Origin of the sequence: Nocardia jinanensis, assembly GCF_014645735.1 — a bacterium.
GTDB classification, from domain to species: domain Bacteria; phylum Actinomycetota; class Actinomycetes; order Mycobacteriales; family Mycobacteriaceae; genus Nocardia; species Nocardia jinanensis.
In genome coordinates this window covers 65,029-78,123 of the sequence record NZ_BMMH01000017.1, presented here as the reverse complement: position 1 = coordinate 78,123, position 13,095 = coordinate 65,029, and the positions used below count along the sequence as shown (strand labels likewise).

The 13,095-nt window shown below is 67.8% G+C and carries 12 protein-coding genes; 10 read left to right on the top strand and 2 right to left on the bottom strand.

Translation table 11 applies throughout. The features are described 5' to 3' along the window. Positions 1 to 31 precede the first annotated feature (31 nt). The 4 genes from IEY68_RS28510 (at position 32) to IEY68_RS28500 (ending at position 1,798) form a co-directional block, all read left to right on the top strand. Entirely contained in the window at positions 32 to 727 is a 696-nt protein-coding gene (locus tag IEY68_RS28510; protein ID WP_229719089.1) for a TetR/AcrR family transcriptional regulator, read from the top strand. A 119-nt stretch (positions 728 to 846) separates the two neighbouring features. Further along, complete coding sequence (locus IEY68_RS37200; protein WP_373293029.1) at positions 847 to 969, top strand: hypothetical protein; 123 nt, start codon at positions 847 to 849, stop codon at positions 967 to 969. Next, a complete protein-coding gene (locus tag IEY68_RS37195; protein WP_373293028.1) occupies positions 942 to 1,079 on the top strand; it encodes a hypothetical protein in 138 nt (45 codons plus the stop codon). The genes IEY68_RS37200 and IEY68_RS37195 overlap by 28 nt, the downstream gene beginning before the upstream one ends. Before the next feature lie 56 nt (positions 1,080 to 1,135). Continuing rightward, complete coding sequence (locus IEY68_RS28500; protein ID WP_063000185.1) at positions 1,136 to 1,798, top strand: O-methyltransferase; 663 nt, start codon at positions 1,136 to 1,138, stop codon at positions 1,796 to 1,798. Positions 1,799 to 1,814: 16 nt separating this feature from the next. Here the strand turns inward: IEY68_RS28500 and IEY68_RS28495 are convergent, their stop codons facing one another. Beyond that, complete coding sequence (locus IEY68_RS28495) at positions 1,815 to 3,245, bottom strand: DUF2252 domain-containing protein (RefSeq protein ID WP_063000157.1); 1,431 nt, start codon at positions 3,243 to 3,245, stop codon at positions 1,815 to 1,817. A 154-nt stretch (positions 3,246 to 3,399) separates the two neighbouring features. Here IEY68_RS28495 and IEY68_RS28490 point away from each other — a divergent pair, with 154 nt between their 5' ends. The 6 genes from IEY68_RS28490 to IEY68_RS28465 all read left to right on the top strand — a co-directional run bounded on the left by IEY68_RS28490 (position 3,400) and on the right by IEY68_RS28465 (position 12,513). Beyond that, complete coding sequence (locus IEY68_RS28490; RefSeq protein WP_063916419.1) at positions 3,400 to 4,530, top strand: ROK family transcriptional regulator; 1,131 nt, start codon at positions 3,400 to 3,402, stop codon at positions 4,528 to 4,530. Between the two features lie 98 nt (positions 4,531 to 4,628). Next, positions 4,629 to 5,738: an ABC transporter substrate-binding protein gene (locus IEY68_RS28485; RefSeq protein WP_189094531.1), complete on the top strand. Its 1,110-nt coding sequence runs from the start codon at positions 4,629 to 4,631 to the stop codon at positions 5,736 to 5,738. Further along, positions 5,735 to 6,583 (top strand): ABC transporter permease, encoded by an 849-nt coding sequence (locus IEY68_RS28480; RefSeq protein ID WP_063000161.1) that lies wholly within the window; start codon positions 5,735 to 5,737, stop codon positions 6,581 to 6,583. Before IEY68_RS28485 ends, IEY68_RS28480 begins: the two co-directional genes overlap by 4 nt. Next, positions 6,559 to 7,281, top strand: a complete 723-nt coding sequence (locus IEY68_RS28475) for an ABC transporter ATP-binding protein (protein WP_063000163.1) — start codon at positions 6,559 to 6,561, stop codon at positions 7,279 to 7,281. Before IEY68_RS28480 ends, IEY68_RS28475 begins: the two co-directional genes overlap by 25 nt. 13 nt (positions 7,282 to 7,294) lie before the next feature. Next, positions 7,295 to 8,668 (top strand): LLM class flavin-dependent oxidoreductase, encoded by a 1,374-nt coding sequence (locus IEY68_RS28470; protein WP_063000165.1) that lies wholly within the window; start codon positions 7,295 to 7,297, stop codon positions 8,666 to 8,668. Beyond that, positions 8,665 to 12,513: an ABC transporter ATP-binding protein gene (locus IEY68_RS28465; RefSeq protein WP_189094530.1), complete on the top strand. Its 3,849-nt coding sequence runs from the start codon at positions 8,665 to 8,667 to the stop codon at positions 12,511 to 12,513. The genes IEY68_RS28470 and IEY68_RS28465 overlap by 4 nt, the downstream gene beginning before the upstream one ends. 81 nt (positions 12,514 to 12,594) lie before the next feature. Here the strand turns inward: IEY68_RS28465 and IEY68_RS28460 are convergent, their stop codons facing one another. Beyond that, positions 12,595 to 13,008, bottom strand: a complete 414-nt coding sequence (locus tag IEY68_RS28460; protein ID WP_063000167.1) for a Dabb family protein — start codon at positions 13,006 to 13,008, stop codon at positions 12,595 to 12,597. Between the last annotated feature and the right edge of the window lie 87 nt (positions 13,009 to 13,095).

The window sequence follows — 13,095 nt, the reverse complement described above, 5'->3', positions numbered from 1 at the left end:
GTTCGCAACTGGCTCGAGGCATGCTTACCCAGTGCCATCCGCTGATCCGACGAACACGCTGTGGTCGCGCGCCGGTGATCCCAGACCCGGCCCGCGGCCCGGCCTGAGCCTCGACGACATCGCCGCGGTATGCGTCCGGCTCGCCGACGGCGAGGGTCTGCGGGCGCTGTCGATGCGCCGGGTCGCCGAGGAGCTCGGCACCGGAGCGGCGTCGCTGTACCGCTACGTCTCGGGAAAAGACGATCTGGTCTCACTGATGTACGACCGGGTGGCGGGGGAGTACGAATTCGAGCCCACCACCGGGGATCTGCGCGCCGATGTCCTGTCGGTCGCCGGTCAGGCGCGCGCCATGTACCGCCGCCACCCCTGGATGATCGGGGTGAGCCCCGCTGGCCTGGGCCCGAACGGCCTGCGCTATCTCGACCATATGGCCGCGGTGCTGGCCCCGGCGCGGCTCGAACCGGCCGCCACGATGACCGGTATCGCGATGCTCTCGGGCTGGGTGACGGTCTTCTCCGGGCAGGAGGCCGCGGGGCAGGTGGTTCCGGCGGCCGGCGGTGCCGACCAGATCGCGGTGCTGCTGCGTCACGGTGACTATCCCCATCTGTCCGAACTCTTCGCTCGCGCCGACGCCGCCGCCGGGGCCGCCGTGGATGCCGACGCGATATTCCGGGCGGGTATCGAAGCCTTGCTGTTCGGTATCGCCGGGGGTGGCACGGTCGAGTAGCGCGCGTACCAGACATCGCTACGCCCGCCGGTCCGTCGCCGAACGCCGGGCCGAGCGGCGGATGCTGTTCCGGTCCCGCGATCGCCGACCCGGCGACTCCGCCGATCGAACCCGCCCGGGTGCTGCCGCTGCCCCCGGAACTGGATCCCGGCTTCTATCTGCCGCCGGCCGAAGCGGTCGCCGCGCGGCGACCCGGCGAGATCATCGCGGTCCGGTGGGTGAACGTCGCGAATTCGGGCTGATCCCGCTGTCGGTCGACGCCTGGCAGGTCTCCTACCGGTCGAACAACAGCCGGGACGAGGCGATCCCGGCGGTTGCCTCGTTCTTCGGCAAACCGATCGGGGTGCGGTAGCGCGGGTGCGGTCTCTGGGTCCACCGGTCCGGACCGGATGGTGGCAGACTGCGGATATGAGCACACCGGATTGGGCTGCTGTGGACCGGTACGTGGTGGATCAGCTGGCCCGCGACGACGAGACGACCGCGACCCTGCGGGCCAATGCCGACGCGGGGTTGCCCGCCATCGATGTTTCCGAGGCACAGGGCAAATTCCTCTACCTGCTGGCCAGATCCATCCGGGCGCGGCGGGTGCTGGAAATCGGCACCCTGGGCGGTTTCAGCACCCTGTGGCTGGCACGCGGTGTCGGTGCCGGAGGCCGGGTGACGACCCTCGAATTCGAGCCGCGGCACGCCGAGGTGGCCCGGACGAATCTGGATCGCGCCGAAGTCGGTGACCGGGTGGATATCCGGGTCGGTGCGGCGCTGGACAGTCTGCCGGTGCTCGCCGGCGAACAGCCGGACCCCTACGACCTGGTGTTCATCGACGCGGACAAGGTGAACAACTCCAACTACGTGCAGTGGGCGTTGCGGTTGACCCGGCCGGGTGCCGTAGTCGTGGTCGACAACGTGGTGCGCGGGGGCGGGCTGGCCGACGCGGACAACAACGACCCCGCGGTGCGGGCGAGCCGGGAACTCCTACAGTTGCTGGCCGGCGAACCGCGCCTGGACGCCACCGTTGTCCAGACGGTCGGCGCGAAGGGATGGGACGGTTTCGCTTTCGCCGTCGTGAACTGAGCCGAATCCAGCGTGGTTACTCGGTGCCGAGCGAGGCGGTGATCTTTCCGTCGTCGATCGCCCGGCGCAGTTCCGCGTGGTCGAGGGCGTTCCGATCCGCGTAATCCTCGGCGAACTGTGCGATCGCGTCGTCGAATTCGTCGTCGGAGCCCAGGTATCCGGCGATGGCGAAACGGTCACCGCCGCGCGCGTGGGCCTGGCCGAGCACCCGCGCGCACAACCTGCCGTAGAGCGCCATCAGATCCGGCGACATGGTCTCGATCACGGCCGACCCCTTACCGTCACGGAGCTGACGGATATAGAAATCGCGGGTCACGCCGTCGGGGTCGGGACCGGGGCGCTGCTGCCAGCCCAGGAAGATATCGCTGGCCGCCTGCATCAGCCGCTGCCCGGTCACCACGCGTTCGCCCTGGTCGGTGTACTCGGGTCCGTCGAGATAGCGCGCGAGTACCGAGGGCTGCGCCTCCTTGGCCTGCAGGAAGAGCGGTTCGTTGCCCGGCCCGTGCAGCAGGATGATCCAGGTGCGGGTGCCCACACTGCCCACGCCGACCACTTTGCGGGCCGCGTGCACATAGTCGAACCGGTCGAGCAGGAACCGGCGGTCGGGTTGCAGGGTGCCGCGATAGTCGTCCAGCCGTCGCATCAGGCCCCGGTGCACCCTCTCGGCGTCCGCGTCGGCGTAGAGCTCCTCGACCGGGACGATCAGTGGCGGCATGCTGACGATGCGCGGTGTCCCGTCGGCGGGGGTGGTCAGTTTGGACAGCGCTTGGAAACTATCGCGCCCCCAGGCTTTGTCGATCGTCTTCTGCACGCGTTTGCGCATCGAGGAATCCAGCACCTCGCGCAGTTCGGCCATATCCGTGGCGGCATCGATATGGGAGTACCAGACCGCGAGCTCGCCGCGCCCGGCCTGATAGGTCATGGTCTCGCGGTACTCGGCCACGCAGGCGCGGGTGATACGCCGCCGTAGTTTCTTCTTGAAGCCGTTGTCGCGCGCGGCGATCGCGAGACTGGCGACGAGTCTCTTCACATCCCATTCGAAGGGTCCCGGATACGTTTCGTCGAAATCGTTGACATCGAAGGCGAGTTTGCGTTCCGGGGTCGCGTACAGCCCGAAGTTGCTCAGATGGGCGTCCCCGCACAGCTGAGTGTGCAGGCCGGTATTCGGCGACCGCGCCAGATCGTCGGCCATCACCAGCGCCGCACCCCGGAAGAACGAGAACTGCGAGACCGCCATGCGCCCGTATCGCACCGGCACCAGCTCGGGGACGCGGGTGGGGACCTGGGATTCTAGGAGAGCGAGGGGGTCACGGTCAGGAGCCGGATCGAAGGCGGCGAGCGCCGCGAACGGCGTCAGACTCCGCTGCCGGGCACCGTGGTCCATGAGCACGGATCGGGTCGCGGAATCGGCGCCGGGGTGAGGCGGGTCGGCGTGCGGTCTGACCATGCGCGAACGGTAGGCCCGAGCACGGAGGTCTGTCGTCACCCGATCCGGGTGAGGCGTAAGTGGCGCGCTTCGGATCATGGTGCGCTCAACCCTGCGTGCCGCTGTGACCGGTGGCTAGCGTTCGTGCCGACGCGTTGATGAAGAGGTGGCGGCGATGGCGGACGGCAGCGCGGGTTCGGTGCTCCGAGCGGTACTGGAACTGGGGCCGGCGCCACGCAGCGCGATCGCCCGGCATGCCTCGATCTCCCCCGCGACGCTCACCTGGCAGTCCCGCGCGTTGCTGGCGGCCGGCCTCCTGGTGGAACTCCCGGAGACCACCGCCTCCGCCGGTCTCGGGCGACCGTACAGTCCGCTGGCACTGAACGCGGCCGGAAATGTCGTAATGGGTGTGCATATCGCGGCCGAGCATGTCACCGTGGCGGTGGTGGATATCGCGGGAACGGTCCTGCGCAGCAGCCGTTTCCCGCATCCGGGTACCGGGCCCGAGGGCATTCTCGATCTCGCGGCGGCGCAGGTGTGCCGGGTACGCGACGAATGCACCGAACGGATCGTCGGCCTCGGAGTGGCGACCGGCGGCTGGGTCGATACCGAAACCGGTACCGTCGTGCACCACTCGTTCCTCGGCTGGCGGGATGTACCGGTACGCGACCGGCTGGCCGCGGCGACGGGGCTGCCGACCGCGCTGGACAACCACACCCGGGCGCTGATGTACGCCGAACAGCTCTACGGCACCATCCGGGCGGTGCCGAGTTCGATCATGCTGTTCGTCGGCAATGTGATCGATGTGGCGTTCGCGATCCACGGGCGGGTGCACTACGGACCGCGCTCGGCGGCCGGATCGCTGGCGCGCTGGCTGGGCGGGACCCGCACCGGACCGATCGCGCCCGCGGAACTCGAGGGATTGGCCGACCATGCCCTGTTGCGCGCCGCCCGTGACCGGTCGCTCGGTGATTTCGGCGATTTCCCCGACTTACTGGACCGGGCGGCGGATCCCGCGGTCCAGGAGTTGTTCCGCGCGCGTGCCGTCACGCTCGGTGGGGTGCTCGCCGCGCTCATCGACCTGCTCGACCCCGCCGCGGTCGTGATCAGCGACCGCGCCTACACCCGGGTGCCCGGGGTCCGCCAGGCTTACCTGGACACCGTCGGAGACCAGGCGGCCGCCGGTATCGAGCCCGATCGGCTGATCGCCGGCTCCACGTTCCAGGGCCGGGTGCTGGAGACAGCGGCGGCCGCGGTGGCGCTGCATCGGCTCTTCGACCGGCCGCTGGCGGCGATCGCTGTTTGACTCGTACTAATTTTAATACGGACGAATATTGACGCTTTCGCGGAGGTTCGGCACAGTTATTTCATGAGGGAAATGTATCTCGCTGTGACCGTGAAATCATGCGCACGTTGTCGCCCGGTGACGGAAAACCGCGTAAACCGATCCGGAATCAGACCCAGGAAAACAACGTGCACAAAAATCTGCGAAGAATAGCTGTCCTGCTGGCCGCCGCCGGTCTGCTGGCCGGCTGCGCCACCGACAGCGGCGGCGATGTGGCGCTCACCGCCGCATTACCGGATTCGGTGCCGCCGGGCACCACGCTCTCGATTTCGGTTCGCACCGCCCGGGTGGCGCTGCAGACCTCCGGCGAACTGGCGGACCTGCCGTTCACGGTGAGCGACTGGCCGGCGGTCCAAGCCGGTCCGGATGTGATCCAGGCCTTCCGTGGCGGCGCGGTCGATATCGCGTCCAATGCCGGAATTCCGCCGATCCACGCGCATGCGACCGGTCTGGACGCGAAGATCATCGGGGTCAAGCAGCGTTCGCTGCCGAACTATCATCTCGCCACGGCGCCCGGTTCCGGTATCACCGATATCGCTGGTCTGCGAGGTAAGAAGATCGCCTTCTCCCCAGGCCAGGCCCAGGGCGTGGTGGTGCTGCGGACGCTGCAGGCCGCCGGGATCGCCCTGGACGAAGTGCAGCTCGTGGAACTGAACAGCCCCCAGTTCCTGACCGCGCTGCAGGGCCGCCAGATCGATGTCGCGCCGCTGGGCGAACCCTCGCTCACCAAATACCTCGACCAGTACCGCGCGCAGGGGGCCACCGCGGTCGCCACCGACGCCGTGGATGCGTTATCGGTCCTGTGGGCGCCCACCGCGGTCCTGCGGGATTCGGCGAAACTCGCCGCCGCGAAGAAATTCGTAGAATTCTGGGCGCGTGGCGAAGTATGGGCGTGGGAACATCCCGAAGAATGGATAAAGTCCTACTACGTCGAGGACCAAGAAGTTTCCGATGCGGATGGTCGTCGTATTTTGAAGACGACTCAGAAGCCTTATTTTCCCACCAATTGGGATGCCGCGATCGAATGGGAACAGGAAACAATCGACCTGGTAACCGGATCGGGTTTCTTCGGTGATTCTTTCGATGCCGGTGAATTGTTCGACCGGCGATTCGAGGGGATAGCCGCTGCCGCGGTGGCGCCGCCGTACCGGACCGAGGAGTCGCAATGACCATCGCGCTCGACCGCACCACGGTCGCTGTACCGGTGCGCACGGACGGGTTCGTCGCCCGGCGGCCACTACGCAGGCTGGGCCTGCGTAAATCGGTACCGTTCGCCCGCCTGTTCGGGGTGGTTCTGGTGCTCGGTCTCTGGACGGCCGGTGTCTACGCCGGAGTCATCGACGAACGGAAACTCGCCGCGCCGTGGACGGTGCTGCGGACCGGCTGGGAACTCGTCGCCGACGGCGTACTGCTGAGCAATATCGCCGCCTCCCTGGAACGGGCCGCGCTCGGTCTCGGAATCGGCGTGGTGATCGGGACCGTGCTGGCACTCGTCTCCGGTCTGTCCCGGCTCGGTGAATCCATCGTGGACGGCCCCGTGCAGATCAAACGCGCGGTGCCCACTCTGGGACTCATTCCACTGTTGATCCTGTGGCTGGGCATCGGGGAGACCTTCAAGATCGTGCTTATCACTCTCGGGGTGATCGTGCACATGTACATCCAGGTCCACGCCTCGCTGACCACCATCGACAAACGGCTGGTGGAATTGGCGGAGGTGCAGGGCGTCTCCCGCGCGACCTTCATCCGGCAGGTCGTCATCCCGGGATCGCTGCCGGGTTTCTTCCTCGGACTGCGTCTCTCGGTCACCGGTGCCTGGCTGATCCTGATCGTCGTCGAATCGGTGAACGCGATCGACGGTCTCGGCAAGATGATGACCAATGCGCAGAACTACGGTCAGGCCGATGTGATCCTCGTCGGTCTCGTCGTCTACGGCGCTTTCGGTCTGTTCTCGGACGCGGTCATCCGGCTGGTGGAACGAAAGGTGCTGTCGTGGCGACGGACGATCGCGAGCTAGATGTACAGGTAAGGGAGCTGACCCGGAGTTTCGGCGACCGCACCGTCCTGGACGGGCTGAACCTGCGGATCCCGCAGGGGCAGTTCGTGGCACTGCTCGGCCGCAGCGGATCGGGTAAGAGCACGCTGCTGCGGGCGCTGGCCGGCCTGGACTACGACGTGGCTGGGTCGGGATCGCTGCGGGTACCGGACAAGACTTCGGTCGTATTCCAGGATTCGCGGCTGCTGCCTTGGCAGCGAGTGCTGACCAATGTGCTGTTCGGGCAGCCGCGCGGCCGGCGCGGCGACGGGGTGCGGGTACTGGCCGAAGTGGGGTTGAGCGGGCGGGAGCGGGCCTGGCCCGCGGAACTGTCCGGTGGTGAGCAGCAGCGGGTCTCGCTGGCCCGCGCGCTGGTCGACGAACCCGATCTACTGCTGGCCGACGAACCGTTCGGCGCGCTGGACGCGCTCACCCGGATCAAGATGCACGAACTGCTGCGGGCGCTGATCCGCCGCCGCGACCCGACGGTGTTGCTGGTGACCCACGATGTGGACGAGGCCATCGCCCTCGCCGACCGCGTGCTGGTGCTGGAGGAGGGTGTGATCGCGGTGGATGTGACCGTGGAACTGCCCGAACAGCGCGATCCGAGCCTGCCCGAATTCCAGCGCATCCGGCGCACCCTGCTCTCCGCGCTGGGTATCGACCCGGTCGCCGCGTGAAAGGAAACCGATCATGACCTCAGCCCAGACTCCGCGCCCCGGAGACGGGAAGACACTGCACCTCAACGCCTTCCTCATGTCGGTGGGCCATCACGAAGCCGCCTGGCGGCTGCCCGAGAGCGATCCGCACGCGCATATCGATATCGACCACTACGTCCGGCTGGCGCAGACCGCCGAACGCGGGAAATTCGATTCGATCTTCTTCGCCGACAGCCCGGTTCTGATGGGGGATCCGGGACGCCGGCCGGGCGGAAAGCTCGAACCTACGGTGATCCTGACGGCGGTGGCCGTGCAGACCGACCGGATCGGGCTCATCGCGACCGCGTCGACCAGCTACAACGACCCGTACAACCTGGCGCGGCGGTTCGCCTCGGTGGATTTCGTGAGCAAGGGGCGCGTGGGCTGGAACATCGTGACGACCGCCGGTGCCGACGCGGCCCGGAACTTCGGCCTCGACGACACCCCGGATCACCGGCTCCGGTACGAGAAGGCTGCCGAGTTCGTCGAGGTGGCCACCAAACTGTGGGACAGCTGGGAGGACGACGCGATCGTCGCCGACAAGGCGCTCGGTGTGCACGCGGACGCGAACAAGGTCCGCAAGATCGGCCATCGCGGCGAGTTCTTCTCGGTGGACGGTCCGTTGAATCTGCCCAGATCGCCGCAGGCGTATCCTGTTCTGGTGCAGGCGGGATCCTCGGAGAACGGGAAGAATTTCGCCGCCCGCTACGCCGAAGCGGTGTTCACGGCACAGCAGACGCTCGCCGATGGAACGAGTTTCTACCGGGATCTGAAGGAACGCGCCCGGCTGCTCGGCCGCGACCCGGATACTCTCAAGATCCTGCCCGGGATCGTGCCCGTGATCGGTGATACCGAGGTCGAGGCCCGGGAACTGGACGCCGAGCTGGAACGGTTGATCTCCCCGGAGTACGCGCGCAAGCAGCTGGCGGACCGGTTCGGCCTGCCGGTCGAGGCGCTGGAACTGGATCGCGAACTCCCCGAGGAACTGCCGAGCGAGGACGATATCCAGGGTGCGAAGAGCCGCTACACGCTCATCGTGAACCTGGCCCGTACCGAACGGCTCACCGTGCGGCAGCTGATCGCGCGGCTCGGCGGCGGTCGCGGTCACCGCACTTTCGCCGGGACCGCAGAACAGGTGGCCGACACCATCGAGGAATGGTTCCGGGCCGGGGCGGCCGACGGGTTCAATGTGATGCCCGCGGTACTGCCTTCGGGACTGGACCGGTTCGTGGACCGCGTGGTGCCGATCCTGCAGGAGCGCGGACTGTTCCGCACCGAGTACACCGAGACCACGCTGCGCGGCCACTACGGTCTGGCGCGACCGGAGAACCGGTTCGCCGCCGAAACCCCGCTCGCGGTGGCTCAGTGAGCGGCACCGATACCCGACGGGAGAGCATCGGTCCGGCCGCGGGGGATCCCACCCCCGCGGCCGGGGGCGGTGATGCGGACGGTATCGGCTGGCTGCGGTATCTGGCACGCCGATGTCTGGTGCACCGTCGCCTGGTGATCGGTGCCTACGCCGGGGCGGCGGCCGCGGCCGCGCTCACCGCGGTACTGCCGCTGGTGGTGCGCCATGTCGTGGATACGCTCACCGTGACCGCCGATTCGGTCGCACCGTGGGCGTTGTTGCTGCTGGTGCTGGGCGTGGTGCGGTTCGGCGCGTCGTTCACCCGCCGGGTGAGTTCGTCGAAATTATCGCTGGGTGTGCAGCACGATCTGCGGCGTGATCTGTTCGGCTCGCTGTTGCGGCTGGACGGGCGGGACCGGGAGGGTCTGCAGACCGGTCAGGTCGTGAGCCGCGCGATCACCGATGTCACGCTCATCCAGATGTTCCTGCAGCTGATCCCGATGGTGTCGGGCAATCTGGTGCTGCTGGTGGGCGCACTGCTGCTGATGGCGGTGATGTCGCCCCCGCTGACGGTGATCGCGCTGCTGGTACTGCCCGCACTGTGGCTGATCGCGCGGCGTAGTCAGCGGGAACTGTTCCCGGCCAATTGGGATGCGCAGGCCCGGGCCGCGGAAGTGGCCATGCAGGTGGAGGCCGCCGTCGCGGGTGTGCGGGTGGTGAAGGGGTTCGGGCAGGAACGGCACGAACTCGACGGGCTGCGTGATCGGGCCACCGCGCTCTACCGCTCCCGGTTGCGGGTCGCGCGGATCACCAGCCGGTTCACCCCGGCCATGCAGGCGGTGCCGGCGGTGGGGCAGGCGGCAGTGCTGATCGTCGGCGGTCTGCTGGCGCTGCGGCATTCGATCACGCTCGGTACCTTCTTGGCGTTCATGACCTATCTCGGTTCGTTCGTGAGCCCCATCCGGCAGTTCTCCATGCTGCTCACCGTCAGCCAGCAGGGCCGGGCCTCGCTGGACCGGGTCCGCGAAGTGATCGATACGCCGGCACCGGCCGAGCCCGCCGCCGCGGTTCCCGCCGTGGGCGCGTCCGCCGCGCCGCCGCGGATCGAGTTCAGGGGGGTGCGTTTCTCCTTCGGCGCCAACCAGGTTCTCGCCGGGCTCGATCTGATGGTCGAACCAGGGGAGACGGTCGCTGTGGCCGGCGGTGCGGGCAGTGGTAAATCCGTGCTCGCGCAACTGGTGCCGCATCTCTTCGATCCGGACGCCGGGAGTGTGCGGTTCGACGGCGTCGATATCCGTGAACTGCCCGACGCGCGGGCGCGGGTGGCGATGGTGTTCGAGGACACCCACCTCATGGCCGACACCATCCGCGCGAATGTCGCCTACGGCCGGCCCGATGCCGAGGACGAGCAGATCTGGTACGCCCTGCACCTCGCTGCCGCCGATGAATTCGTCGCCGCGACCCCCGACGGGCTGGACACCCGGATCGGTGAACGCGGTCAACGTCTGTCCGGTGGCCAGCGGCAACGTATCGCGCTGGCCCGTGCGCTGCTCACCGAGGCACCGATTCTGGTGCTCGACGACGCCACCTCCGCGATCGATGCCCGGGTCGAGGAATTGATCTTCACCCGGATCGCGGCCGAGGTGCGCCGGCGCACCACCCTCGTTGTGGCGCATCGGTTGTCCACGCTGGCATTGGCCGACCGGGTCGCGGTGCTCGACGGGGGTCGGGTCGCCGAATCGGGCGCGCTGGCCGAACTGCGGGATCGTGGGCAGTTGTTCCGGGCGCTGTTCACGCCGCCCGATCCGGGTGAGATCGATACCACCGGGAAACAGGACGCGCCGCCGGTGCCGACCCCGGTGCTGTGGGTGGAACCCGATATCGATACCGACGACGCGCGCACGCTCGAACAGGTCGCGAAGGCATTCGCCCAGCGGGCGGCCGGGGCCCCGACCGGGGTCGGCCGGGGCGCGGCCATGGGCGGAATGATGGCCGCCGCACCGCCCAGCGGGGATGTCGCGAAACTCATCGACCGGCTGCCGGTGGTGACCGACGAACCGGATGTCCCCGAATCCTTCTCGCACTCCGCCGATCCGCATTTCACCCTGCCGCGACTGCTGCGGCCCTTCGCCTGGCCGCTGCTGGCCGGGCTGGCGCTGGTGGGGGTCGACGCGCTCGCGCAGGTCCTGATCCCGTTTCTGGTGCGGCACGGTATCGACCACGGGGTGCTCGTGGGTGCGCGTGATGTGCTGCTCGTCGCCGCCGGACTGACCCTGCTGGTGGTCGCGGTCGACTGGGTGATCGCGGTGGCCCAGGTGCGGGTCACCGGACGTGCCGGGGAACGCTTGCTGTTCGGCCTGCGGGTCAAAACCTTCGCCCAGTTGCAGCGGCTCGGATTGCAGTACTACGAACGCGAACTCGGCGGTCGCATCATGACCAGGATGACCAGCGATGTCGACGGGTTGTCCAGTTTTCTGCAGACCGGGCTGGCCACCGCCCTGACCAGCACGATCACCATCGTGGGTGTGGTCGTCGCGCTGCTGGTGGTGGACGCGGGACTGGCGGTGGTGGTGCTGGCGACGCTGCCGGTGCTGGGGGTGACGACCGTGCTGTTCCGGCGCGCGTCGGTACCCGCCTACAACCTGGCTCGCGACCGGGTCAGTGTGGTGAACGCCTATCTGCAGGAGAACGTCGACAACATCAAGGTCACCCAGAGCTATCGGCGGGAAGCGGTGAACCAGGCCGAATTCGAGCGCCGGTCCTGGAGCTACCGCGACGCGCGGTTGCGCAGCCAGACGCTGATGGCGGTCTTCTTCCCGTTCATCGAGCTCATGTCGGTAGTCGCGACGGCGGCGGTACTGGCGGTCGGTGTGCACCAGGTGCGGGAGGAGGCGGTGACCGCGGGCACGCTGATCGCCTTCCTGCTCTACATCGATCTGCTGTTCTCCCCCATCCAGCAGTTGTCGCAGGTGTTCGACGGTTACCAGCAGGCTGTGGTCGGTGTGGACCGGTTGAGCGAACTCCTGCGTACCCCGGTCGACACTCCGGAGGATCCGGACGCGCGGCCGGTGCGGTCGTTGCGCGGTGAGATCGAGATGAACGCGGTGGATTTCGCCTACGCCCCGCGCACCCCCGGCGCGCGATCCGCCGGGGCCGTACCGGCGTTGCGGGAGGTGCGGTTGCGTATCGCGCCGGGGCAGCGGGTGGCTCTGGTCGGGGAAACGGGCGCCGGTAAATCGACGCTGGTGAAGTTGCTGGCCCGGTTCTACGATCCGACGGCCGGCCAGGTACTGGTCGACGGTGTCGATATCCGCCGGTACGCGTTGCGCGACTACCGCAAACGCCTCGGTGTGGTACCGCAGGAACCGTTCCTTTTCGGCGATACGGTGCGCGACGCCATCGCTTACGGCCGGCCCGACGCGACCCCGGCGGAGGTCGAATGGGCGGCCCGGGCAGTCGGTGCGCACGAGATGATCGCCGCACTGGATCACGGGTATCTGCAACCCATCGGGGAGCACGGGCGCGGACTGTCGGCGGGGCAGCGCCAGCTGCTGGCCCTGGCCCGGGCTCAGCTCGTGGAACCGGACATCCTGATCCTGGACGAGGCCACGGCCTCGCTGGATCTGGGTACCGAGGCGAAGGTCAAGGCCGCCATCGACGTGCTGACCGCGGGCCGGACGACCATCGTGGTGGCGCATCGGCTGGCCACCGCCGCGGACTCCGATCTGATCGTGGTGCTGGGTGACGGACGCCTGCTGGAGGCCGGTACGCACACGGAACTGCTCACGCGCGACGACGGGGCCTACCGGGCGCTGTGGGCGGCCTATGTGGGGCAGAGCGAGGAGGATTCCGCGACGGTGCGCTGACCGGCTCGGGCCGGTGCGGCCGGGCCGGACTGCGCGAATCCCGGCTTCTGTCGGTAGAACCGCGATCGATCAGATCATCGGTTACGCGGGGAGCTCGGTGGCGATGGTCCCGTCGACGACCTCGGCGAGCATCCGGCCCCAATCCGGGTAGGTGCGCACCTTCTGGAGGTGCAGATCTTCGATCTTCGCGGTCAGTTCGGGGTCGGGATCGTCGGAGAGGCGGACCGCGGACAGTCGCGCGAAGTACGGCAGGATATGCGGATCCCCGGCCAGGTGCACCGGGTCGTGCAGATAGCGTTCGAGCGCGGCCAGGTCGGCGACGGCGGCGGTGAAGGCGTGGGTGAACCCGTCGCGCGGATCACCGATATCGCGCCCGACGACGCCGAACTCGACCGAATCCACGCTCGCGGTCCGGCGCATGCGCTCCAGGACATCGGCCTGTACCTCTTGTGTGACACCGTCTTTGAAGCTGAACCGCAAGATGTTGACTATCATTCGGAGACCTCCAGTATTGAACCAGTGGGTTCAGATTATCGGTCCGATGGGTATTGTCAATGGTAAGAATTTTTGAACCACCAGGTT

Coding starts and splice junctions, on each gene's coding strand:
- IEY68_RS28460 (WP_063000167.1), bottom strand. CDS start 13,008: ATGATAGTCAACATCTTGCGGTTCAGCTTCAAAGACGGTGTCACACAA.
- IEY68_RS28480 (WP_063000161.1), top strand. CDS start 5,735: ATGACCATCGCGCTCGACCGCACCACGGTCGCTGTACCGGTGCGCACG.
- IEY68_RS28485 (WP_189094531.1), top strand. CDS start 4,629: ATGCGCACGTTGTCGCCCGGTGACGGAAAACCGCGTAAACCGATCCGG.
- IEY68_RS28470 (WP_063000165.1), top strand. CDS start 7,295: ATGACCTCAGCCCAGACTCCGCGCCCCGGAGACGGGAAGACACTGCAC.
- IEY68_RS28490 (WP_063916419.1), top strand. CDS start 3,400: ATGGCGGACGGCAGCGCGGGTTCGGTGCTCCGAGCGGTACTGGAACTG.
- IEY68_RS28500 (WP_063000185.1), top strand. CDS start 1,136: ATGAGCACACCGGATTGGGCTGCTGTGGACCGGTACGTGGTGGATCAG.
- IEY68_RS28495 (WP_063000157.1), bottom strand. CDS start 3,245: ATGGTCAGACCGCACGCCGACCCGCCTCACCCCGGCGCCGATTCCGCG.